Origin of the sequence: Photobacterium damselae (genome assembly GCF_003026815.1) — a bacterium.
In the GTDB taxonomy this organism is placed as follows: Bacteria; Pseudomonadota; Gammaproteobacteria; order Enterobacterales; family Vibrionaceae; genus Photobacterium; species Photobacterium damselae.
Map to the genome: position 1 here is coordinate 204,660 of NZ_PYOG01000005.1, position 23,246 is coordinate 227,905.

19 protein-coding genes, 3 tRNA genes and 1 pseudogene are annotated in these 23,246 nt (G+C 39.8%); 7 read left to right on the forward strand and 16 right to left on the reverse strand.

All coding sequences use genetic code 11. The annotated features are described in order from the left end of the window. Positions 1 to 118 precede the first annotated feature (118 nt). From CTN07_RS07780 to CTN07_RS07790, 3 genes are all read left to right on the forward strand, one after another. Positions 119 to 3,280, forward strand: a complete 3,162-nt coding sequence (locus CTN07_RS07780) for a chitinase C-terminal domain-containing protein (RefSeq protein ID WP_036764006.1) — start codon at positions 119 to 121, stop codon at positions 3,278 to 3,280. A 496-nt stretch (positions 3,281 to 3,776) separates the two neighbouring features. Continuing rightward, positions 3,777 to 4,397, forward strand: coding sequence for a murein L,D-transpeptidase catalytic domain family protein (locus CTN07_RS07785; RefSeq protein ID WP_370466070.1), 621 nt, complete (start codon positions 3,777 to 3,779; stop codon positions 4,395 to 4,397). Positions 4,398 to 4,541: 144 nt separating this feature from the next. After that, positions 4,542 to 5,105, forward strand: coding sequence for a cysteine hydrolase family protein (locus CTN07_RS07790; protein ID WP_005299741.1), 564 nt, complete (start codon positions 4,542 to 4,544; stop codon positions 5,103 to 5,105). A gap of 89 nt (positions 5,106 to 5,194) precedes the next feature. Here the strand turns inward: CTN07_RS07790 and ald are convergent. The 9 genes and pseudogenes from ald to CTN07_RS07835 all read right to left on the reverse strand — a co-directional run bounded on the left by ald (position 5,195) and on the right by CTN07_RS07835 (position 14,284). Beyond that, positions 5,195 to 6,309: pseudogene (gene ald, locus CTN07_RS07795) on the reverse strand (alanine dehydrogenase). Positions 6,310 to 6,703: 394 nt separating this feature from the next. Then, positions 6,704 to 6,973 carry a hypothetical protein gene (locus tag CTN07_RS07800; protein ID WP_005299743.1) on the reverse strand — a complete coding sequence of 90 codons (270 nt, stop codon included), beginning with the start codon at positions 6,971 to 6,973 and terminating at the stop codon, positions 6,704 to 6,706. Between the two features lie 53 nt (positions 6,974 to 7,026). Beyond that, on the reverse strand, positions 7,027 to 7,707 hold the full coding sequence (locus CTN07_RS07805) for an HAD family hydrolase (protein WP_005299744.1): 681 nt from the start codon (positions 7,705 to 7,707) through the stop codon (positions 7,027 to 7,029). Positions 7,708 to 7,765: 58 nt separating this feature from the next. Then, positions 7,766 to 8,998, reverse strand: a complete 1,233-nt coding sequence (gene arsJ, locus CTN07_RS07810; protein WP_005299745.1) for an organoarsenical effux MFS transporter ArsJ — start codon at positions 8,996 to 8,998, stop codon at positions 7,766 to 7,768. 49 nt (positions 8,999 to 9,047) lie between these two features. Beyond that, a complete protein-coding gene (locus tag CTN07_RS07815) occupies positions 9,048 to 9,551 on the reverse strand; it encodes a cyclin-dependent kinase inhibitor 3 family protein (protein ID WP_036764008.1) in 504 nt (167 codons plus the stop codon). 62 nt (positions 9,552 to 9,613) lie between these two features. Then, positions 9,614 to 10,627: an ArsJ-associated glyceraldehyde-3-phosphate dehydrogenase gene (locus tag CTN07_RS07820; RefSeq protein ID WP_005299747.1), complete on the reverse strand. Its 1,014-nt coding sequence runs from the start codon at positions 10,625 to 10,627 to the stop codon at positions 9,614 to 9,616. 173 nt (positions 10,628 to 10,800) lie between these two features. Beyond that, the gene (locus CTN07_RS07825; RefSeq protein ID WP_036764011.1) at positions 10,801 to 11,559 is read right to left on the reverse strand and encodes a metalloregulator ArsR/SmtB family transcription factor; all 759 of its coding nucleotides are present in this window, start codon (positions 11,557 to 11,559) and stop codon (positions 10,801 to 10,803) included. A 51-nt stretch (positions 11,560 to 11,610) separates the two neighbouring features. Further along, positions 11,611 to 12,678 carry an alpha/beta hydrolase gene (locus CTN07_RS07830; protein WP_005299754.1) on the reverse strand — a complete coding sequence of 356 codons (1,068 nt, stop codon included), beginning with the start codon at positions 12,676 to 12,678 and terminating at the stop codon, positions 11,611 to 11,613. Then, positions 12,653 to 14,284 (reverse strand): GMC family oxidoreductase, encoded by a 1,632-nt coding sequence (locus tag CTN07_RS07835; RefSeq protein ID WP_005299756.1) that lies wholly within the window; start codon positions 14,282 to 14,284, stop codon positions 12,653 to 12,655. Before CTN07_RS07835 ends, CTN07_RS07830 begins: the two co-directional genes overlap by 26 nt. Positions 14,285 to 14,492: 208 nt before the next feature. Here CTN07_RS07835 and CTN07_RS07840 point away from each other — a divergent pair, with 208 nt between their 5' ends. Next, entirely contained in the window at positions 14,493 to 14,759 is a 267-nt protein-coding gene (locus CTN07_RS07840) for an acyl-CoA-binding protein (protein ID WP_005299758.1), read from the forward strand. A gap of 146 nt (positions 14,760 to 14,905) precedes the next feature. Here CTN07_RS07840 and CTN07_RS07845 read toward each other — a convergent pair whose 3' ends face one another. Continuing rightward, positions 14,906 to 16,588 carry a wax ester/triacylglycerol synthase family O-acyltransferase gene (locus CTN07_RS07845; protein WP_005299760.1) on the reverse strand — a complete coding sequence of 561 codons (1,683 nt, stop codon included), beginning with the start codon at positions 16,586 to 16,588 and terminating at the stop codon, positions 14,906 to 14,908. Positions 16,589 to 16,848: 260 nt separating this feature from the next. Here CTN07_RS07845 and CTN07_RS22755 point away from each other — a divergent pair, with 260 nt between their 5' ends. Further along, a complete protein-coding gene (locus tag CTN07_RS22755) occupies positions 16,849 to 16,989 on the forward strand; it encodes a hypothetical protein (protein ID WP_170107343.1) in 141 nt (46 codons plus the stop codon). Positions 16,990 to 17,239: 250 nt separating this feature from the next. Here CTN07_RS22755 and CTN07_RS07850 read toward each other — a convergent pair whose 3' ends face one another. Next, on the reverse strand, positions 17,240 to 17,959 hold the full coding sequence (locus tag CTN07_RS07850) for a COG3650 family protein (protein ID WP_005299761.1): 720 nt from the start codon (positions 17,957 to 17,959) through the stop codon (positions 17,240 to 17,242). A 190-nt stretch (positions 17,960 to 18,149) separates the two neighbouring features. Here CTN07_RS07850 and CTN07_RS07855 point away from each other — a divergent pair, with 190 nt between their 5' ends. Further along, the gene (locus CTN07_RS07855) at positions 18,150 to 18,959 is read left to right on the forward strand and encodes a class I SAM-dependent methyltransferase (RefSeq protein WP_005299762.1); all 810 of its coding nucleotides are present in this window, start codon (positions 18,150 to 18,152) and stop codon (positions 18,957 to 18,959) included. Between the two features lie 57 nt (positions 18,960 to 19,016). Here CTN07_RS07855 and CTN07_RS07860 read toward each other — a convergent pair whose 3' ends face one another. Both CTN07_RS07860 and CTN07_RS07865 read right to left on the reverse strand, forming a co-directional pair. Next, positions 19,017 to 20,129 (reverse strand): linear amide C-N hydrolase, encoded by a 1,113-nt coding sequence (locus tag CTN07_RS07860; protein WP_005299764.1) that lies wholly within the window; start codon positions 20,127 to 20,129, stop codon positions 19,017 to 19,019. 15 nt (positions 20,130 to 20,144) lie between these two features. Next, positions 20,145 to 21,779, reverse strand: coding sequence for an MFS transporter (locus tag CTN07_RS07865; RefSeq protein ID WP_005299765.1), 1,635 nt, complete (start codon positions 21,777 to 21,779; stop codon positions 20,145 to 20,147). A gap of 140 nt (positions 21,780 to 21,919) precedes the next feature. Here CTN07_RS07865 and CTN07_RS07870 point away from each other — a divergent pair, with 140 nt between their 5' ends. Further along, positions 21,920 to 22,822 (forward strand): LysR family transcriptional regulator, encoded by a 903-nt coding sequence (locus tag CTN07_RS07870; RefSeq protein ID WP_005299766.1) that lies wholly within the window; start codon positions 21,920 to 21,922, stop codon positions 22,820 to 22,822. A 124-nt stretch (positions 22,823 to 22,946) separates the two neighbouring features. Here the strand turns inward: CTN07_RS07870 and CTN07_RS07875 are convergent. From CTN07_RS07875 to CTN07_RS07885, 3 genes are all read right to left on the reverse strand, one after another. Then, positions 22,947 to 23,031 (reverse strand) — tRNA-Leu (locus CTN07_RS07875). A 19-nt stretch (positions 23,032 to 23,050) separates the two neighbouring features. Then, a tRNA-Cys gene (locus CTN07_RS07880) sits at positions 23,051 to 23,124 on the reverse strand. Between the two features lie 25 nt (positions 23,125 to 23,149). Continuing rightward, positions 23,150 to 23,236: transfer RNA gene (locus CTN07_RS07885), tRNA-Leu, on the reverse strand. Between the last annotated feature and the right edge of the window lie 10 nt (positions 23,237 to 23,246).

Below are 23,246 nucleotides of genomic sequence, written 5' to 3' on the forward strand. Positions count from 1 at the left end.
GCGAAGTCGAATGAAAAACGAACGATTTCTTAATGCATATTTATAGTATTCACCTATAGTTTTTTTTCGAAGAAGCAGAAGTTATTAGAACAATTAACCTCAATAAAAGGATGAATACATGGTTCACCAAAAGCAAGGAACGATAACCAAACGTATTTTCACCCTCAGCACCCTAACGGCATCGTGCTTACTGGCATTTAATGCTCAGGCAGCCATAGATTGTACCAATCTTGCTGAATGGGAAGCGGGAAAAGTTTACGTTGGCGGTGATCAAGTCCAACAAAATAGTAAAGCTTACAAAGCAAACTATTGGACACAAAATAATAGCCCAGATAAAAATACCGGTCCTTATGACGAATGGAATCTAATCGATAGCTGCGACACAGATACAACCCCTCCTACAGATAATGTATTGCCTTCTATCGATATTACCGCCCCAACCTCTAACCAAGTCTTTACTACGGGCGATCTTGTTACCTTATCAGCCAACGCGACCGATAGTGATGGCTCCGTTACTAAAGTTGAATTCTTTATTAATGGACAATTACATGCAACATCAGCAACGGCTCCATACACATCTCAATGGACCGCAACTACAGGTCAGCACACTCTAGTGGCAAAAGTTTTCGATGACCAAGGTGCAACAACTGAATCGCAACTCTCTTTTAGCGCTCAAGATACGGCGAATGTGCCACCAAGTGTTGATTTCACATTATCGGCAACTGAAGTAGATCAAGGGCAAGTTGTTACGCTTACTGCAACTGCCACCGACAGTGATGGTACTGTTGAAAAAGTCGATTTTTATGCTAACAACAAATTAATCGGAACTGCCGCTACTGAACCTTACACTTTAGATTACACAGCCAATACATCAGGTCAGCTTTCAATCACCGCAAAAGCCATTGATAACCAAGGTGCGATAACCATTTCTACAGCCCAAACGATCACGGTTATTGGCGCGCCAATGGTTAAGAGCTGCCGCCCAGATGGACTCTATCAAACAGAAGGGATTAACGTTCCTTACTGTTCTATTTATGATGAAGATGGCCGAGAAATGATGGGAGCCGATCACCCTCGACGTGTTATCGGTTATTTCACAAGTTGGCGTGCAGGTAATGACCCACAAAGTAGCTATCTTGTCAGTGATATTCCGTGGGAACAGCTTACCCATATTAACTACGCTTTCGTCAGCATTGGCGCAGATGGTAAAGTGAATATTGGTGATGTCAACGACCCTAAAAGTGCGGCCGTTGGCATGGAGTGGGATGGTGTTGAAATCGACCCAGCTCTTGGCTTTAAAGGCCACTTTGGAGCACTTGCTACCGCTAAGGTAAAACATGATGTTAAGACGCTCATCTCTATCGGTGGTTGGGCAGAAACTGGCGGACACTTTGATACTAATGGCGATCGTGTTGCTGATGGCGGTTTCTATACAATGACCACCAATGCTGATGGCTCAATTAATCATGCGGGTATCGAGAAGTTTGCGGCATCAGCTGTTGAAATGATGCGCAAATACAAATTCGACGGTCTCGACATTGACTACGAATATCCGACCTCAATGGCAGGTGCTGGTAACCCATACGATAAAGAGTTCATGGAACCGCGCCGTCCATATCTATGGGCTTCGTACCAGGAATTAATGAAAGTTCTGCGTGAGAAACTAGATGCGGCGTCGGCTCAAGATGGCATCCATTACATGCTCACTATCGCAGCACCATCTTCAGGTTATCTATTACGCGGAATGGAAACATTCGATGTTACTCAGTACCTCGACTACGTTAACATCATGTCTTACGATCTCCATGGCGCATGGAATGATCACGTAGGTCACAACGCTGCTCTATTTGATACCGGAAAAGACTCAGAACTGGCGGCATGGAATGTTTATGGCACGGCGGCATATGGCGGTATCGGCTACTTAAATACTGACTGGGCTTACCATTATTTCCGCGGTTCAATGCCAGCAGGTCGAATTAATATCGGTGTTCCATACTATACTCGTGGCTGGCAAGGCGTTACGGGCGGAGAAAATGGTCTTTGGGGTAAAGCACCACTACCAAATCAGTCTGAATGTGCACCAGGTACAGGAGAAGGCGAGAAAAATAACTGCGGTTATGGTGCCATCGGTATTGATAACATGTGGCATGACCTCGACCCTCAAGGAAAAGAGATGGGTGCAGGCTCTAACCCTATGTGGCATGCTAAAAACTTAGAGCATGGCGTATTTGGCTCATATGCTGCGGCCTACGGGTTGGATCCAGCAAATGATCCTGATGATAAATTGGTTGGAACATACTCTCGTAACTACGACTCTGTTGCCGTTGCTCCTTGGTTATGGAACGCAGAGAAAAGCGTATTCCTATCAACCGAAGATAAAGCCTCTGTCAGTGTAAAAGCAGACTACATTATCGATAAAGAGATTGGCGGCATCATGTTCTGGGAACTGGCTGGTGACTACAGCTGTTACCTACTTGATGACAATGGCAAGCGTACAGCAACCATTGATGCAACAGAAAAAGCTTGTGCATCGGGTAACGGTGAATACCACATGGGTAATACCATGACGAAAGCCATCTATGAGAAGTTTAAGTCTGCCTCTCCTTATGGCAATACTGTTGCAACTGGCGCTATTCCAACTGAGGCAGCTGATATCGCAGTATCCGTTGGAGGCTTTAAAGTAGGCGATCAGAACTATCCAATTAATCCTAAGATCACATTTACTAATAATACCGGTGTTGATCTACCTGGTGGTACTGAGTTCCAATTTGATATCCCTACTTCAGCACCTGATAACGCAAAAGATCAGTCAGGCGGTGGATTGAAAGTCATTGCTTCTGGCCATACAAAAGCGAATAACATTGGCGGTCTTGAAGGTGTCATGCATCGCGTTGCCTTTACACTACCAAAATGGAAGTCTCTACCTGCCGGTGAAAGCTATGAGCTGGATATGGTTTACTACTTACCAATTACTGGGCCAGCTAACTATGTAGTGATTGTTAATGGTAAAGAGTACGCCTTTAAGTTTGAACAACCAGATTTACCTCTTGGTGATCTAACCACTGGTGGTGGCGAAGGAGGCGGCGGTGATGGTGGTACTTGCGATACAGCAGGCGTTAACACTTATCCAGATTGGCCTCAAGCAGATTGGGCTGGTAACCCATCCCATGCCAATACAGGTGATCAACTAATTTATAACGGTGTTATCTATAAAGCTAACTGGTGGACAAGTTCAGTTCCTGGTAGTGATGGCAGTTGGTCAAAAGTGTGTAAGATTTAATTTATTACCCTCTACCAACACCTACTTTAAGCGCGAGTATTAAGTCTCGCGCTTTTTTATTCTATCAACAGATATACTCAAGTGACTTCAAGGTGCGAGGTTACTTGGGTATACACTGCTGAATTTGAGCTAGAACCCCACGTTCAATAAACATCAGTACTTTTCAGAACAACTCTCAGCTATCAATAAACGAGAGTACTTATCAATAAAACAGAATATAAAGCCTGCCCTGCATCACATTTACTTAAGACAATTAAAACTATCAGTATTAGCATTAAATACTATGTTCAAAAAAATAACTCTATGTTATTTAAATAGAAGAACATTGTTCATTATTTTATAGCGAATATGTCCACAAAAAAATGCACTAATTTTTACATACCTAGGACTTAATTTTATTATTTTTTATGCTAGAGTCGGCACTCATTTTCAAATTTGGTTGTATTGAAGAGAGATTTAAAAGGATATGAAAAAAGCACTTGCTCTATTCCTTTTGATGTTTAGTTATATGCCTCTTCAAGCCTATGCAAGTAATGTAGTACACCACCACTCATATACTGAGCGAAAGAATTCAGACATTGTGGTTGAGTATGTTTATGAAAAAGCGAAGCTCAACGGCATTGTAGACTACGAAGCATTTAAGAAAGGCTTTAACGCATATAACAAAATCAAAGGAAAGAAAAAATCGTTACTGACAATTATTGACTACAGTAAACCGTCTAACGAAAAACGCTTTTATGTTATTGATTTAAAAAGAAATAAACTATTGTATAAAACCTATGTTGCCCATGGTGTTAATAGTGGTTTATTAATGGCTAAGAATTTTTCTAATACGGTAGATTCGCATAAAACCTCATTAGGAACTTATCTAACAGCCACCACATATAATGGAAGCAATGGTTATTCTCTTAAGTTACAAGGTCTTACAAGAGGAAAAAATACCAATGCTTTAAAACGCTATATTGTGATTCATGGTGCAAAATACGCAACTGAAGCTTTTATTAAACATAATGGTTATTTAGGTCGCAGTTGGGGATGCCCTGCTCTTCCTCCACAATTAGCTAGGAAAATTATCGATACCATTAAAGGTGGTAGTGTCATCTTTGCTTATGGTTAATCTGTTATTTTAAAAATAAGCCCTAATTACTTACTCAGTATTAGGGCTTTTTTATTGCAAAATCACTTTTCACTTCAAACTTATAATCCATCTATAAAATCCATCTATAATCAAGACAGCATTTAATTTGATAAAGAGCCTATAATGAATAAAGCATTAATTGCCATTGATTTTATTAACGATATTGTTGATGCAAAAGGAAAAATCCCTAGTTGTGCAGAACAAGTAAAAACTCATCGTGTCATTGATAAAGCCAATCTTGCGATTTCATGGGCAAGAAACCAACACATTCCAGTCATTTTTGTAAAAGTTGGTTTTCAAGACAATTATTTTGCCCAACCAAAGCACTCTCCTATATTTGGCAAAGCGGATCAGTTTGGCGCTTTAAATCTGTCAGGATGGGGAACTGAATTCCATTGTGATCTTGATGTTCAACCTCATGACTCTGTTGTGATTAAGCCAAGAGTAAACCCATTCTACAATACTTCTCTTGATGCTATGTTGCGGGCAAATAAAATCGAGCAGCTATACTTTTGTGGTGTTAGCACCAGTTGGGCAATTCAAAGTGCGGTACGTGATGCCCACGATAGAGACTATCAAGTTCATCTGATCACAGATGCGTGTGCTTCACATAGCTATGAAGATCATCAAGCCTCTTTGGCAATGTTAGAGCGATTAGTTACGCCTCATTTAGCAGAAGAGCTTTAATAAGTTTTCTACGCGAGACTAAACATCTTTGGCCCAGATAATAACGCCCAAATCTATCATGTAATTTGGGCGTTCATTTTAGGCGTTGGTTAGTTTATCGCTTTATCTGCAGGGTAATAAGGTAAATCTAGAGCCGTAGATACACTTTCACAGGTTACTTTTCCACGATAAACATTTAACCCATTAAGCAGATGTTTATCATGTTGAAGCGCTTTCTTATAACCCATATTTGCGAGCTTGAGTATATATGGCAAGGTGGCATTATTAAGGGCAAAGGTTGATGTTCTTGCCACCGCCCCAGGCATATTCGCAACACAATAGTGAACCACATCATCCACCATATAAGTAGGATCATTATGTGTTGTTGGATGTGACGTTTCGACACACCCACCTTGATCAATCGCTACATCCACAATGGCCGAGCCGGTTGCATCTTTTTGATCATATCGGCAGTAACCAGTTTTGGTGCCGCAGCGCCAGCAACTAGCACACACCCAACGACAAGATCTGCATCTAAAACATGCTTTTCGACAGATTCTTTCGTCGAATAAATACATTGTACCTGTCCTGAAAACTGTTGATCTAATTGGCGCAATACATCCAAATTACGATCAAGAATCACAACATTGGCACGTAAACCAATCGCCATTTGTGCAGCGTTAGCTCCAACAACCCCACCGCCTAAAATAACCACCTTTGCCGGCTCTACTCCAGGGACACCAGCCAGTAATAGACCTTTACCACCATGAGATTTTTCAAGTGCTAAAGCGCCAGCTTGAATTGACATCCGCCCAGCAACCTCAGACATAGGTGCAAGCAAAGGTAGGCGACCTTTATCATCAGTTACCGTTTCATAAGCAATACAAATCGCCTTACTATTGATTAAGTCATGAGTTTGCTCAGGATCGGGAGCTAAATGTAGATAGGTGAAAAGAATCTGCCCTTCTCGCAACATCGCCCGTTCAATAGCTTGAGGCTCTTTTACTTTTACGATCATATCTGCTTCAGCGAATACGGCAGCAGCGCTTGGTAAAATGAGGGCCCCAGCATCAACATAGTCTTGATCGCTAAAACCAATACCTTGTCCAGCCAGTGTTTCTACATACACTTTATGGCCATGTGCAACCGCTTCAACAACCGATGCAGGGATCATCCCTACTCGATACTCATGAACTTTAATCTCTTTAGGTACACCGATAATCATTGTTCTATCCTCGCAGTCTCGTCTACCAGCATTAGCAAACCGCTAAAAATACGATAATGGAATTAAAGCAGAATGTGTAACCATAATTTAAACAATAATTAACAAATCAATCTAAGTATAGTTTAGAACCTAGTTGATTAAACCAAACTTGATTAAGATCACATGATATAAAGCCATACAAACCCACAAAATAAGAGTTAGCATCTAGTTACATATTGAAATACAGATAAACACATTGCAGATAACAGAAATAACAGGAGGATGTACTTAAGATATTTACCACAAAACAAAAAGCGAGCGAGTAATTTAATACCCACTAAGAGTACTAAACCACTCACTCGCCTTATTTAAATCTATCGTTTTTGTTTCGATAAATTTTAATCAGGATTGATGATTACTCGTCATCTGTCCATGGCATATCTGGTAGTGCTGACAGATTTTCACTGTAACGTTTTAGGTCAAATTTACCTTCGTTTTTCATTACGTCAAACACTTCAATTGATAGCGCACAAGCCATCATTTCAATAGCGTCTTCGCGAGATGTACCTGTCATCATAAGACGCATTAAAGTCTCTTTCACAACAATAGGATTACTATCTGCTAGTTGGTTTTCTACTGTTTCAACCAGCATATCGCCTGTCATGATTTCGTCTTGGTTTTCCATTTTTATCCTGTTCTTACCGCTAAGAGAGTTATAACCCAAAGGTTAGTCGTTCATTAGGCCACATGTTGCTTGTTATTTTTGTCACAATCAAGACTTAGCATGGCACAAATTGTTGGTTGAGCTTCAATTAAATCAGAAAAATGTCGAGCAGCTTGCCCACTTATTGGCAAATTAATCGTATTTACAAAAATTGTCTTAAGCCCTGCAGTTAATGCAGACGTCGCCCCTGTTGTACTATCTTCCACCGCAATTACAGATTCCGTAGGTAGTTCAAAGTGCTGACATGCTAGCTGATAGATATCTGGAGCAGGCTTATTGTGTTCGACATCGTCCCCTGTAAAGATAACATCAAACCACTCTAACCAACCTTTTTGCGCTAGAATTCCTTCAACATAGATGCGCGGAGCCCCTGTAACAACAGCCAATGGTACTTTACCAGTTAGCTGCTTTAACAAAGTCTCAGCCCCCTCTTTCGCGGGAATACCTTTCGCTCGAATTTGCTCTTCAGTTAGCGCTTCCATATCATCCACAATCTGTTGTGGTTCAATGTTAAGCTGAAATTTTTCAATCAGGATCTTGGCAATATTTGGCCATGTTACCCCTGCGTACTTATGCATGAAAACATCTGCCGATAACTCAACATCATGGCTTGCCATATAAAGCGACCAATTTGCCGCGTGAAAAACTTCGGAGTCGACTAAGGTTCCATCAAAATCAAAACAGATTGCTTGCATGCACTATTATTCCACTTAGTAATTTTCTTATCTTTATAACATGACACACTATAGATTACTAAGAGATAGAAGTGTGAGATGTAGAAACACTCTGTTTTGGTAGCCAAACAGAAATAATTGTTGTTAATACCAAAAACACTACCGATACCCATAAACAAGCAACAAAACCCTGAGTTTGATAGATCCAGCCGGATAAAAGGGTACCCATTAAACGCCCCATTGCATTAGCCATATAATAGAAACCCACATCTAAGCTGACGCCATCTTCTTTGGCATAGCTAACAATCAAATACGAATGTAATGATGAGTTAACCGCGAAAATGGCACCAAAAATCATAAGGCCCAATGCAATAGTGATTTGAGGAGAAAGGTTAAAGGTGACAAGAAGCGCAATCAGAGCAGTTACGGTTGCTAGCAAGCCAGCCCAGCCCATTGCAGCTCGACCATCGGGTGTTTTACCTTGTGCTTTTCCAGTAACCTTAGGAGCAAGGGTTTGAACAATACCATATCCAATGATCCAAAGAGCAATAAAGCCACCAACCCAGAGATGATCCCAACCAAATACTTGACCAAGGTAGATAGGTAGAGCAATAACAAACCAAACATCACGAGCGCCAAATAGAAACATTCGAGCCGCAGATAAAATATTCACACTCGGGCTTTTTGAGAAAATCTGACTGAATTTCACTTTTTGCTTAGCTTTGCCTAAATCTCCTTTTAAATAGCAGAGACTAAGGATAAATACCGCAAGTAAAACGCCCGCCATCGCTATAACCGCACCAGAAAAACCTAACCATGACAAAAGGAAACCGCCTAAAAAGAAGCCCGCACCTTTTAAAGCATTTTTAGAGCCTGTCAGAATGGCAATCCATTTATAGAGGGCGCCCTGTTCGCCACTTGGTACCAATGTTTTAATGGCGCTTTTGGCACTCATTTTATTGAGATCTTTAGCAATACCTGAGATTGCTTGCGCGAGCATGACCCAAATTACCGTTAACATATCAGTGGGCACTGCAAGCATACTCAATGCAATTATTTGTAGCGCCAACCCGATATTCATAGTGCGATTTAGACCAAGTTTGGCTCCCAACCAACCACCAATCAAGTTAGTAATCACCCCAAAAAACTCATAGAACAAGAATAAAGAGGCGATTTCTAATGGCGAATAACCTAGCTGATGAAAATACAGCACCACCAGCATACGTAAAGCGCCATCGGTAACGGTAAAATTCCAATAATTAAATGTCACCAACATGTATTGACGAACATTAGCAGGAATGGTTGAGAACATAGTCAAAAAACCTAATTATGATATTTCAAATGCTGGATTCTGTGCGCGATTATTGCTTTACGTTTGCCAATTGCTGAACATAGTGTTGTTGATCAGCAAGGGTAAACGCATTTGGCCTTAATGCTTGAACTTGTTCAATAATCGTGTCGATATTCCATCCATATTCCAATAACAAGTGAGCAGCCAACAAACCTGTACGACCCGAACCACCCATACAGTGCAACATAACATTGTCTTGATTTTCAATAACTTGATGCAATTGAGAAGATACCGCTTGCCATTGAGTAACGAAATGTTCATCGGGTACCGCATCATCATCAATAGGTAAAGAAAACCATTTCATACCGAGTTCTTGGGCTTTCTCCCCCAGCAAGCCAACTCCTTTGCTCTCTAGCTCAGCTTGGCTTAATGCGGTCACAATGGCTTTCACACCTTGCTGCTTTAATTGTTGTAAAGACGCATCAAGCGATACCCCTTTTGTTCCTGGGCACGGAGTAAGAACCAATTGCCCTTTTGCTTTATCTACGGGTAAAAACCATACCGGATGTTCCATTATCTCTTTCTCCTAAGATCATGATTTTATCGAGTTTATACTATTTTTTATGCTCTTTTGTATTATTGTATTTTATCTGCTAAACCAACTTTACGAACCAATTCAGCTGTGCGCGTTGCATATCCCATTTCATTATCGTACCAAGCATAGATTTTCACCATTCGCCCATTCACCACCATGGTTGAAAGTGCATCAACAACGGTCGAACGCTGCTCCCCTTTATAATCGATAGAGACTAAGGGACGAGCTTCAAAACCTAAGATGCCCGATAGCTCATTGTCAGCAGCTTGCTGTAGCAATGTATTGATCTCATCAACACTCGTCTCTTCAGCCAGGTTAAAAATAATGTCGGTCATGGAAGCATTAGCAAGCGGTACACGAACAGCATGGCCATCAATTTTGCCATCAAGTTCAGGGAAAATATCGATAATGGCTTTGGCAGAACCCGTTGTGGTTGGAATTAAGCTCATACCACAAGCGCGAGCACGACGAAGATCTTTATGCGGTGCATCTAAAATAGTTTGTGTATTTGTTAAATCATGAATTGTCGTAAAAGAAGATTGCTCAATGGTAAAGTGCTCATTGATCACTTTGACGATTGGAGCAATACAGTTGGTTGTGCATGATGCCGCAGTCACTATAGTGTGTTTCTCCGGCTCAAATAGGTTGTCATTAACACCAACCACAATATTTTGTACATCAGGATGTTTAACAGGGGCTGAGACGACAACTCGCTTTACACCCTGCGCAATATATTGATCGAGCAATGCTTTATTACGATGAACACCTGTTGCTTCTAACACGACATCGCAACCAGACCAATCTACAGCCGTAATCTCTTTTTCTTGGCTACAAGTGATGGCTTTGCCGTTAATAAGCATTGTCTGACCATCAACAGCAACAGTCTTATTCCATCGACCTTGAACTGAATCAAACTCTAATAAGTGAGCTAAGGTTGCTGTATCGCCGGCTACATCATTAATTTGAACAACTTCAATCTCCGGCCAATCAAATGCAGCGCGCATCGTTAAACGACCAATACGTCCAAAACCATTAATACCCACTTTTATCGTCATCTTATGTTCTCCACTTATTACCTAATCAATATTCGACAAACCATATATATGGAATATCGTATATATACTTTTTTTAGGCTAACTTGTCATCATTTTTATTAATACATAAATAAAAAAGGCCTGTTAATGACATAGCACTAACAAGCCTTTTCGCAACATTAAAGAACCTATTTTTAGTTTTTTTTCTTTATGCCTAAGTGACGCAGCAGTTTTTTCTCGTGATTGATAATATCTGGATTACCCGTTCTTACTGTGTCTAACGTATGTTTAATCCATATTGGTAGCTGATTAGATAATTGATAGAAAATCCATAAACCTTGGCGTTCTATCTGCAAAATACCGCTATCTCTTAACAGAGCAAGATGACGAGAAACTTTAGGCTGACTTACTTCCAATACCGAGGTTAAATCAGAAACGGAAAGCGCTTTTTCATCAACCAGTAACATTAAAATTCGTAAACGGAGTGGATCACTCATGACTTTAAACAGTTCAACAGGTCCCAAAACATCACTTGAGTCTTCACCGTTTAATAATAAGAAAAGTGCGATACGCCCTTTTAGCTCATTGAATACTCGTCGAAAGCCATCAATGCCTTCTTCAGATTTTGGGTCTTTAAAATCCCAATGAATAAACGCTTCAGAATCATCAAAGAATGCACACTCGTTATTGGCTTTATCGCAGAGTGTGATCACGACATCAAAATGTTGATCTTGATATTCATCCACTGATTGACTGATAAGATCATCACTATCAATACCGTTTTCAGCCAATACTATCGCGACCCGATGATCCACACCCTCGGGTTTTACACCTGCGCTGGCCACTTGATAAGTGATATTTTGCTCTCGACACATATGGCGCATTAAGCCTTCAGCTAACTGAGAGCGTGCTGAATTACCGGTACATAAAAATAAAATACGTTTCACAATCAATCTCTAATGGACTGTAATAGTTATCCCCTGTGCTGGGACTGACATCCTATCTTATTTTTTGTCTTTTTGCTGAGCTATGTTTAACCAATTAACGATTTGATTTAATACTAAAGGGCTGCTCAGAAGTCCTAAATGCGTCACTTTTTCAGCCAGAAATCGATGCGATTCCCCGTACCCTAAGCCAACCAAACCACTTTCACTCATTCCCCAAGCACTTGTAACAGGAACTAACCCATCTCCAATAAGATGTAACTGTTGATCAACTCGGCGACTTGTAACGCATGAGGCAATGGCATAACACTGGACATGTTCAGGCAGTTCCGATCTCTTTTTGGGTGGATTGGGCGGTAAATATTTATCTAGCTTGGGATCTCTATCTTGAGTCCAATCTTGATGAATAATATAACCACAGCTCAGATCACGAGTACCATCACTACGAATATCGGCTAATTGATTCAATAGCTTAAAAGTCGCTTTTTGCTTAACATTATCATCAATCCAATTTGCCATTTCAGCCAGTGGCGCACCGTTATGCGGGGTGCCAAGAGTAATGAATGACGTTAGTTGTGAAAGCCAGTTTAATTGATGTTCTTTCGCATAATAACAGGCACTGCGGGTCACTAATCCCCCCATACTGTGACCAATAATAACCAACTCTTCAATCGCGACAGGCCAAGCTTGTAATAACTTCTCTAATCGAAACGCAAACTCTTCACCGTTTAAAGAGATATGTTTACCTGTGTTGTAATTTAAATAAATCGGAGAATAACCGTAGGCCTTCAATGCTTGTCCATGATCATGCTGCTGATAAAGCCACTGTTTATCTGACATGCACCAACCATGGACACAGACTACAACTTTATTACTTAAATTCGGGTACTGTTTACTAAGCACATTTGTTTGATCGCTTAATACTTGGTCCTGATCGGTGAGTGCCATCGTGATGGCATAAGGACTATTACGAGCGGCTAACTTATCCCCCATCATGCCATTAAAAGCAGCCAATACAATATCGTTACTAACCGATGGTAAAAGCATATCAATTTTATCTTTCCACTCTTGGCTCTGATTTTGCCAATGAGTGCGCCATTGATTAAACAGCGACTGAGGTGATTTCATCCGATTCCTCAAAAATATTATCTTGTAAAATAAGATCCGATGCTTTTTCTGCAATCATAATGGTCGGGGCATTTGTATTCCCCCCGATTAAGGTTGGCATAATAGAAGCATCAACGACTCTTAACTGATCTATCCCCCGAACACGTAAGCAACTGTCTACTACTGCCGCTTTATCATTTCCCATCTTACAAGTCCCTACTGGGTGATAAATTGACTCTGCTTTTTGACGAATAAAGGATCTTAATTCATCATCTGTCGCCACCTCTTTTCCTGGAAAAGCTTCTTTGCCTCGATAATGGTCAAACGCTTTCTGAGCCAATATTTGGCGCGATACTTTAAGGCCTTTTAGCATGACTTCAATATCATCAGGATGACTTAAATAATTGGGTTGTAGAATCGGTGGGCTCTGCGGATTGCTGTCTCGGAGCATCAACACACCACGGCTTTTTGGACGTAAACAACAAGCATGAAGAGAATAACCATGTTTGACAGTTTGTAATAAATCCAAACCATGATTATCTAAAAAACAAGGTGAAAAATGAAACTGAACATCGGGTTTATCGAGCCCGTCATCAGTTTTTAAAAAACCTCCCGCTTCTGCAACATTAGTGGTGAAATTACCTTGCCTAAATAGCCAATAATCAAACGCCCCTTTAATAGCACGCAGCATGGCAATAGGAGAAAAGCCGACAGAATGGAATGTTCTTTCACGGGTAACCACTAAAATATCGAGATGATCTTGCAGATTTTGTCCCACTCCGGGAAGATCAGCCACACATTCGATACCATGTGCATTAAGATGTTCTTTATCACCAATACCAGACAGCATTAGAAGTTGAGGACTGTTTATTGCTCCGCCACTTAAAATGACTTCTTTACGAGCATGAACCGCTTTTATTTCACCTCCTTGTTGATACTCGACACCAACAGCAACACCATTATCGATTAAGACTTTATTCACCATAGCATTTGTTATTATGGTTAAATTATCTCTGGTCTCAGCTTCTCGTAAATAGGCGACAGCACTGCTACAACGTTGACCATTTTTTTGTGTCACTTGATAAAAACCAACCCCCTCTTGTTGCTGGCCATTAAAGTCATCGTTATAACGTAAACCGGCTTGTTTAGCGGCTTTGATAAAGGCTTGAGAAAGTGGATTTTTAATACGCAATTCCGAAACATGCAACGGGCCATTGCTGCCATGATAAATATCTTCACCAAATTCTTGATGCTCAGCTTTACGAAAATAAGGCAAAACATCCTGGTAACTCCAACCTGCGTTACCTAATGATGCCCAATGATCATAATCGGATGCGTGGCCTCGAATATAACACATCGCGTTTGATGAACTGCTACCTCCTAACGTTTTACCTCGTGGCCAAAATAGTTTTCGTTCATTAAGGGCAGGTTCTGGCTCGGTATAATAACGCCAATTCATTACCTTGGAGTGCATCATACCAATAAGTCCTAGAGGGACATGAATCATTGGGTGTTTATCTTGAGGTCCGGCTTCAATTAAACACACCTTGTTATGAGAATTTGCTGATAGACGATTAGCAAGAACGCACCCAGCAGATCCAGCCCCGACAATAATATAATCGAACATACGCCCTCCATGAGCAACAAAATTCAATATTTACAACAACTTCTATAACAAACAAATGATAAATAAGGATAATATATTTACTTTTATAAATTTAACTATAGAAAAATAAGTGATCCATGCATTATTTTTATAGATTAATTACAGACAAAAAAGATTATTGCGTTAAAGTAAAACATAAGAAACAAAAAGCATAAAAAGGAACTTTAATATGTCTAATTTACAAGCCCAATTTGAACAAGCACAAGCAGATGTTAAACAACTGACTCAACGTCCTACTAATGATGAACTGCTTAGCCTGTATGCCTTATTTAAACAAGCAACCGAAGGCGATGTTCATGGTAAACGCCCAGGTCTTTTTGACCTTAAAGGCGGTGCAAAATATGCGGCTTGGGAAGAGCTAAAAGGAATGAGCCAAGAAGATGCCCAAACCCAATACGTTGATAAAGTCAGTCAACTAAGCCAAGTTTACGCTTAATACCTTTCCCTTATATACCCAACTTTTCCATATATCCAAGTGGTTTAAGGTATTCCGTTACTTATTATCTGAAATTAGGGGTATAAGGCTCTTAAGTTTGTCACTAAGAGCCTTTTTTATTGCCACCAATTTTTACCCATTCAAAGTTAAGCGCTTAACTCAACCTTCTTCTTAGTCTGCTTACGAGGTTTCGCCACTTTCTTTTTCACATCTTCATCATTAACCGCGACCAATTTAGGATCGAGCTTAATGGTATTTTCCAAAGCAGCTGTCAGTTGAGCTAATTGACGCTCTAACTCTTCAACTCGTTGCATCTTCTGCTGATAAATAACATCAAAAGCACTGTCAGTCGGCCTCAATGACTCTCTTGCCGCCACGACAGCCATTTCTAAAGCAAGGGATTCTTCATCATGAAAACTTACCTGCTCACCAACAGCATCTATTGCGACATCCATCACTTCAGCTTCAAGATCGCCTAATGCTTCTTGCATGTATGAACCAATATCTTCAAAACCGGGTAATGATTGATTACAAGCAACCAAAGAGTAATGTAACATCCCTGCATAGCTGTAAAACGTTATATTAAGAGTCTGTCCAGGCATTAACAGTGAAACTGGATATTGAGCATCTACTTTTGCTCCCATAAAATAAGCCGTTGCTTTTTGCCCTGGCACATTTGAAATCAATAAATTACTTGCTGGTGGTACAAAGCTGTTTAAGCCAAATTTACCGCTAATTAGTGAGACACCATTAACCAAAAATGAGTAGTTCACATAAGCATCTGGTGAGATATTCAACGCTTCATTTTTCAAATCGACGGTTGCACGTTGAATCGTTTCAAGCCGCTCTAATACCGTTAAATCACGTTTACCTAGCTCAACATGACCAATCGACATACGATTACTTTTGCTGCCGTCCCCTTCTTTACGTAAGTTAATTGGCATCATCGCCACCAACGGCTTACGAAGTGGAACCGCTCTATCATTTAGGTAGCGGTTTAATGCCTGATCACTAATTGCAAACAGCACATCATTTACCGATGCCCCCGTGATACTGCGAATATGATTGAGCTGAGCAAATGAAAACTTACCAGTACTCACTGCTCGACTGCGTTTAGGGCTAAGATTAAGTATGGTTTTAGGCGCAGTAAATGGCAATTTTAGATCACAATCGGCAATGTTAAGGGCTTTTAATGCCAATTTACTGCCTAATCGAAACATAGATGGAATGAGCGATAATTGTCTTGTGGCTTGAATCGCCGCTTTTGTTACTAGATCAGCTAAATGTTTTTCTTGTGCTCTTTCCTTCGCCGTTTTTGTTAAATCAAACTGCCACATCGGTTTATTAAACGACTCTTCCGGTGTTAGACCACAACTACGGTTAAAAATAGAACTTGCTTTTATCCCATCAGCCATAGAGTGATGGATCTTTAAAACTAAAGCGACTTTATCATCTTGCAAACCGCCAATAATCCATACTTCCCACATCGGCTTGCTACGATCTAAAGTTTGACCATGAATACGCCCTACCACTTTTTGTAATTGTTCTTCTGTTCCGGGCGATGGCAACATGGTAATACGCAGATGATCATCTAAATTCACCGACTTTAATTGCTGCCAACTTGGTTTTCCAGTTATAGACCACTGTAGTCGCCAATTAAAAGGAGCGCTCACTTTAGTCTCTTGCAATAAAGCAGCATAGAGATCTTGCGCATAGTGATGTTTATGCTCTTTGGGTGGATCAAGAACAACCAGACCAATAACATGCATTGGTGTTTGCTGCGACTCAAAAAACAAAAAACTAAAATCCAGTAGTGAAACACTTGGCATGGGTACATTCCTGTAGCAAAACAAAATCCAGATTTATTATCCAAATGAGTTCATAAAAAGTGACTCTGCTTTGAGAGTAGCAAGCAAAATTAGATCTCTCTTTCTAAAATCGACAGAGATCACGCAATTCTTTCATTTTCTCTCTTTAATAACATTCATAAAATTAGAACGAACTGTCTATTTTTTCGACCTATAGTTACTGGGGTGATTATGATTTAAAAAGCAATGCTGCTTGTTGCTAAGTAATGTGAGAGCTAACCATGAAGAATCAAAACCAGAAACTGGCGGTGTGTCCCTACGCAGCAATATGGGGATGTAAAAAATGCCCGGTAAAACGTGTTTGTCCTGGTAAAACCACCCTTGGTGATCAACCAAGCCGTAAATGGACAAATCGTAAATAACATAAAACAATCAATAACATAGCCTCAGGAAAACCTACGTTTGCTGAGGCTATAATTTATAATAAAACAATTTATTACCGCATCAGTTGTTCAAATAAGAGACGACTTACTCTAAATTTCGGCTCAGCGTTTAGCCAGGTATAACGGTAAGTTTGAGCAATCCTTTCTCTACAAATTGAAACTAGAATGAAGATCAGAATAGTAGTGTTAAATATGGTCAATCAGGCCACTTTAATAAAGAAGCGTAATATTATTTTATTGCCTCTATAGGTGTGACTTTTTTACTGTCAACGTTAACTTCAAGATATGAAATTTTATCGCTGCCATCTTGATAATCATAACTAAAGAGATAACAACTCTGACAGTCAAAAATCTTCTGCTGATAAGCGGGAACTAAGTTAGTTCCATTGTCCTTGTAGTATTCACTATTCATAGCTAACCCCACTGCTTCTTTTTGCTTTGTTTCATAATCAAAAATAGGTGCAGTTGAAGTATTCAGTGGGTATCCATCTGCAGAATAACGTAAGGAATGCATTGCTCCATCACTATAAGCAATAATATCGTGCCATCCCAAATGTACTTCATTGCCTAATAGTATCGGGCGATCCATAACAGTAAATTTCGCAACTTGCTGTTTTTTATTATCAAAGACAAATCCTGTGCATCCACCACTCCCACAATAATCTTGATTCTGCATTAATATCAAAATTTCATCTTCGCCATTGTTATTAAGATCAGCAGTGCCATAAATATATGGTGGATAACCATTGGGATTTTCAGGAAGTGTTTCTCCCGCTTTATAAATATGTTTAGCCACAATATCGGCAACAAATGCATCTCGGGCTTCAATTGAACTTGGTAATCCAGAATTGGCTTGTTCTGCTTTTTCTGCTGAATCACAACCCGACAATAACAACACGATGAATGCTGAACAGTACGATGCTTTCACTATTGATGTTCTTATCTTCATACTCTTTCCTTTGTTCATGAACCCGTTATCTGTTTAGTTTATACCATAAGTCCCTAAAAATGCCTTTACCGTCACAGAATGTACAAATGAGATAGATAACACTATTGAGTATATTGATTGCATATTTCATCATCAACAAAGTCTTCTAAAAAGATATAATATCAATAGGTTAAACATCTAAGGTCTGATTATGGGTATTAATAACATTTGCTTTTCCACGCTGTATAAAAATCATATAAAACAAGTTCGCCCAACCCCAAGACCACCAGAACACTGGGATAAAAAAGCTGAACAACTTCCTCAGAAAGCAGTGAATGCAAAAGATCATTATGTCGAACAGTTTATTGATTTTATGGATTTTTCAGATGCTAAGACATTATTTGATATGGGATGTGGTACAGGATCGATTGCGCTCTCTGTCGCAGATTGGTTTGATGATGTTTATGCCGTGGACTACAGTCCGAAGATGCTAGAAATTTGTCAACATCGCGCTGATACACAACATGTTGATAATATTCATCTCATTAATAAAGCTTGGGAAGATTCTTGGCAAGAGATACCACAATGTGATATTGCCATTGCTTCACGATCAACATTGGTTCAAGACTTAGAAGCGGCTCTTATTAAGCTAAACAATCAGGCCAAACTTCGTGTTTATACCACTCATACAGTGAACGATTCTTTTATTGACCCAGAGATCATTCGAGCCTTGAAACGTGAAGTGAACTCAGGTCCTAATTATATCTACGCCGTTAATATTCTTCATGAATTAGGTATTAATCCTAAACTAAACTATATAACAAACCCAAACAGTCAGAAAACGGTCGAAACCTATGAAGAGTTAGAACAACAAGTTAAATTAGGGTTAGGTTCATTGACTGATGCTGAACAATCTTTATTGCAGGAGTACTTTGCTAAAAAGAAAGCGCTTGGAGAAGTTATCAAAAAGCCATCCCGTGACTGGGCTATCGTTTATTGGGATGTTACAAAAAAGCTGTAATAAAAATAGTTATTTATGATACCCAAGCCTTAAAACAGTTGGGTATCATACAGTTTATTATGCGGCGTGAATAAGATGCTGCTGGCACGAACAAGCAGCAAAACCGACTGGAGAAACCATTTTGCATTCTTCGCATTGCTCAAAATATTGAGGCGATGCCAAACAATCAATTAATTTATCCATAGCTTCAAAAATATGCGCTTCATGAAAACGAGCTACCGTCTGCCACTGATAACCAGTCACAGAATCTGCACTTGACGTACATACTTGTATCTCTATTGGCAGAAGATGATCAACATTCGTTTTTTCAGGCTCTGTCATTCCAAAAAAATCAATAGCGACACGAGAGGTCATGCGAACAAATGGATAAGCACTGGATAATCCCTCTAGAGTAAGCAGATTAACGCGAGGAATGTCATAATTGACTCTTTCACTTTCGATATAAACCAGAACACCTTGGCGCAAGTTATCGTCGATATATGCTAGACCATGATGAAGAACTTCAATAGCAAGAGAATGAGCAGAACTACCATCAAGATTACGAAGCACAGAATCTGCTGTATCAAACTGTTGGATATTTGAGTAAACACCAAGATTCTTTAAGTGCCATTCATATTGAGGACTGTTGGTCATGATGCCATTTGATGGTTTAATTTCAATACGGCCCTTTTGATCCGGTTCAAATACCGCAGCATCACCCGTTCTATCAATAAATAGGAAATGTCCTGGTTGATCTGCACCTGCTAGTACAACAAATTTACCTTGGTGCGCTTCAACATATTCACGGGCTTCAGCAACCGTTTTACAGTGAGACAAAATTAAATAAGGCGTTGCCAATACATCAATCATTTCTTCAGATGCTTTTGTTACTACCTCATAGGTTGCCATATTTGGATAATATAAAACACCAACCGATAAACCCTCTTCGTTAAAACCATCACTTAAAAATTCAAGGCCAGATGCCGCTTCACCAAATAGCTCACCAATGTTACATCCGATGACGGCATATTTGGCTTTTCTTAATTTAGTACTTTTACCAATAGCAAAGTTTGGTACATCATAGTTACGAGGGAAAAAGCTCACATTATTTCGATAGTACTGTCCAAATTCGTTAGTACGACCAGTAATAATATCATTTTGTAATGTTTTAATTGAAATTTGAGTACACATAATACATACCTCTGTTTACGATTTTTTGGATAAAGAATAATTTGGAATATTTTTCGTTAAAGTGAAGATACTAATAAAACACATTGCAGCTAATACTAACCATGATAATTGCGCAGCAGATTTACGAGCTTCACGATTAATATCAATTAATACAGGATAGTCTTGTTTTTCGGTAATATTTGTTTCAACCAATTGAGTAAAATCTTTATCACTTAAAAATGGAATTGATGCAATTTGCTCTACTTGCTGCTTGGTTTGAACACTGATCAAATCGCTATTAGCTGCATCGGATTTAACCATATTAGTTAAAGAGAACATCAATACACTGCCTAATACCGCGATACCAATGGTTTGGCCAATATTACGGGACGTAGCCTGCACACCACCCGATTGGGTTGCATCTCGTTGGTTCACTGCTGCCGTCACAATTAATGAAGCTTGTGAAGCAATAACACCACAGCCAAGACCCGTAAAGAGTGCTGAACCAAAGAAAATCATATTAACGGAATCAAGCTCTGTTCCTAAAGCTCCAGAAATTGCGGCAAGAACGCAAAATCCAATACCAATCATGCACAATTTACGACAAGATACATGAGCAAACTTAGTTGGAGTGGCCAATGAGGTAATCAACATTCCGGTAGAGAACACCATTAATAATAGTGCAGTATCTGTTGCGCTGTATCCTGCTACTAATTGACAATAGGTGATACCAATTAAAATATAAGCACCTAAGACAAAAAAGACCATACCACACATATATAATCCATCTCGTAACTGAGGTGTCTTAATAAAGGATTGCGGCATCAAACATGCACCGTTTTTTATCTCAAATTGATTTTCCCATTTAAGAAAAATAAGTAGAACAGCAATACCAAATAAAACTAGCGGCAGTGCAGGACTGATACCTAAAATATGGAAACTTGGTGATAATGGTGAGATCAATCCCCACTCCGATATTTTAAGTAAACCAACGATCACAGCAAGTAAGCCAATCGATACTAAAATCGTACCAACAAAATCAAACTTAATTTTTACGGTTGGTTTTTCAATTTTTTCTAATGCAAAACCTAAAACAAAAACTACACCAAAATAAATAGCTAGAGCTTCAAAAGCGACACGATAATCAAATTTATCAATCAAAAAGCCAAATACTAATGGTGCAGCCGTATTTGCTACTCCTACTGCTGCTGCGACGGCACCAAATGCAATAGCTCGATCTTTGGTATCGGTATAAATTCCAACGATCAAACCAAGTACTGCTGGAATTAAAAAGCTTGCGCCAAAACCTGATAAACTGCGAGCGGCAAAAATAAAAACTTGGATGTTATCGGTATAAGCAGCAATGATTTCTGCTAAACAAAGCAGTAAAGCACCGACTTGGAATAGGCGTTTCCACCCCCAAATTAAGCCCAACATCCCACCGGCAATCATGCAGGCACCAGCAATCAACGGATACATGGCATTGGCGAAAGCGATATCTGAAACTGATGCGCCAAGTTCATTAATTAACGATGCTGTGGCAACAGATAGTCCTGAGTTATCACCCATTGTACCAACCTGTGCCATCAGCAAAATAACTAAGCTAAACCATTTTGCTATCCCCGTTTTTGCATTACTAGCATCGGGGGCTAATTTCGATGTATTGTCCATTAATACTTATCCCTCATACTTCACGTTATTATTCACATTGTTGTTTTCTTTAATTCGGAAGTATTCTTGCTCACTTTTCTCACCAAGTAATCTCTGTTATGTTGGGATTATCCAAACATAAATCATTTAGAGAGTCAGGGATGAAAAAGTTTACGTTTGAGCAAGTAGATGCGTTTGTTGCGGTAGTTGAGGCGGGATCATTCAGTGCTGCGGCGCGTAGACTTAGAAAAGATAAATCATCAATACATCAATTGGTAAGTTATTTAGAAATAGAGCTAGGAATCGAGCTTTTTAATCGTGAGAAAAAACTCCCCATATTGAGACCTGAAGCCAAAAACATATACAACTACAGTAAGTTGTTACTCGAACAGCACAAAGAGATTCAAAGCTTAGCTGATAACCTTTTCCACGGTATAGAAGACAGTCTTACCATTAGTTATGACATTGTGATCCCTCGTCGTATTATTGCTGATATAAGTGCTCAACTATCTAAAGAATACCCGTCATCACAAATTCATTGGTTATGCCAAAATAAAGCAATGGCGATTCATGCACTAGATAATCAAAGCATAGATATCACACTGCAAGCTTTATCTCACCGAGCTAAGCCGCAAGATGGCCTTGAAGCACTCACTTTAGGTCAGGTCGCTTGCTCTCTTTATGTAAATAAAAATACCGTAGATCAGAACCAGTCTTATACTCGCTCCTATCTTCAAGTTAAGCCTCAGTTTATTTTAGAAAGTTTTGTCGCAGCAGAATTAGACGAGTTAGCCATTCTCAGCCCTTTTTATCGTCTATTTACTGAAGTGTACCTCATGATCGAATGTATGAGTCAAACACCTCATTCTTGGGCAATCATTCCAGACCACTTAGCAGAGCCTTTTGTTGATAATAAGCTGACTAAATTAAAGGATAGTGGATTTTCTGCACAAGAGGTTTTATGGCCCTGTGTAATGCTCACCAACCAGAAAGGCGTTAAAGGCCCCGTATTTCAACGAGCCTCCGAGTTGATTATTGAAAAAATGCGAGGGTTTGATTTGTAATTGGTAGGGAGTCTATATTTGGGGATAGATAACAATGAAATCATTGCTATCCCATTAAAATACAAAATATAGAACTGCAGATACAACAAAGCCCCAGCGTTAGCTGAGGCTTTATTATTTGAATTGGTGCCCGAGGTCGGACTTGAACCGACACTCCCGAAGGAAACGGATTTTGAATCCGTCGTGTATACCAATTTCACCACTCGGGCTTTATATTCTCAATGAGAATGGAGACGCGTCCCGGAGTCGAACCGAGGTCCACGGATTTGCAATCCGCTGCATAGCCACTCTGCCAACGCGCCATTTCTTTACTTACAAAGAATAAGATGGTGCCCCGGGCCGGACTTGAACCGGCACAGCGCGAACGCCGAGGGATTTTAAATCCCTTGTGTCTACCAATTCCACCACCAGGGCACACAATTCG

Coding starts and splice junctions, on each gene's coding strand:
- CTN07_RS22755 (WP_170107343.1), top strand. CDS start 16,849: ATGAAGAATCAAAACCAGAAACTGGCGGTGTGTCCCTACGCAGCAATA.
- CTN07_RS07790 (WP_005299741.1), top strand. CDS start 4,542: ATGAATAAAGCATTAATTGCCATTGATTTTATTAACGATATTGTTGAT.
- CTN07_RS07830 (WP_005299754.1), bottom strand. CDS start 12,678: ATGAAATCACCTCAGTCGCTGTTTAATCAATGGCGCACTCATTGGCAA.
- CTN07_RS07835 (WP_005299756.1), bottom strand. CDS start 14,284: ATGTTCGATTATATTATTGTCGGGGCTGGATCTGCTGGGTGCGTTCTT.
- arsJ (WP_005299745.1), bottom strand. CDS start 8,998: ATGTTCTCAACCATTCCTGCTAATGTTCGTCAATACATGTTGGTGACA.
- CTN07_RS07860 (WP_005299764.1), bottom strand. CDS start 20,129: ATGTGTACTCAAATTTCAATTAAAACATTACAAAATGATATTATTACT.
- CTN07_RS07850 (WP_005299761.1), bottom strand. CDS start 17,959: ATGAAGATAAGAACATCAATAGTGAAAGCATCGTACTGTTCAGCATTC.
- CTN07_RS07845 (WP_005299760.1), bottom strand. CDS start 16,588: ATGCCAAGTGTTTCACTACTGGATTTTAGTTTTTTGTTTTTTGAGTCG.
- CTN07_RS07870 (WP_005299766.1), top strand. CDS start 21,920: ATGAAAAAGTTTACGTTTGAGCAAGTAGATGCGTTTGTTGCGGTAGTT.
- CTN07_RS07865 (WP_005299765.1), bottom strand. CDS start 21,779: ATGGACAATACATCGAAATTAGCCCCCGATGCTAGTAATGCAAAAACG.
- CTN07_RS07840 (WP_005299758.1), top strand. CDS start 14,493: ATGTCTAATTTACAAGCCCAATTTGAACAAGCACAAGCAGATGTTAAA.
- CTN07_RS07805 (WP_005299744.1), bottom strand. CDS start 7,707: ATGCAAGCAATCTGTTTTGATTTTGATGGAACCTTAGTCGACTCCGAA.
- CTN07_RS07815 (WP_036764008.1), bottom strand. CDS start 9,551: ATGGAACATCCGGTATGGTTTTTACCCGTAGATAAAGCAAAAGGGCAA.
- CTN07_RS07785 (WP_370466070.1), top strand. CDS start 3,777: ATGTTTAGTTATATGCCTCTTCAAGCCTATGCAAGTAATGTAGTACAC.
- CTN07_RS07855 (WP_005299762.1), top strand. CDS start 18,150: ATGGGTATTAATAACATTTGCTTTTCCACGCTGTATAAAAATCATATA.
- CTN07_RS07780 (WP_036764006.1), top strand. CDS start 119: ATGGTTCACCAAAAGCAAGGAACGATAACCAAACGTATTTTCACCCTC.
- CTN07_RS07800 (WP_005299743.1), bottom strand. CDS start 6,973: ATGGAAAACCAAGACGAAATCATGACAGGCGATATGCTGGTTGAAACA.
- CTN07_RS07820 (WP_005299747.1), bottom strand. CDS start 10,627: ATGACGATAAAAGTGGGTATTAATGGTTTTGGACGTATTGGTCGTTTA.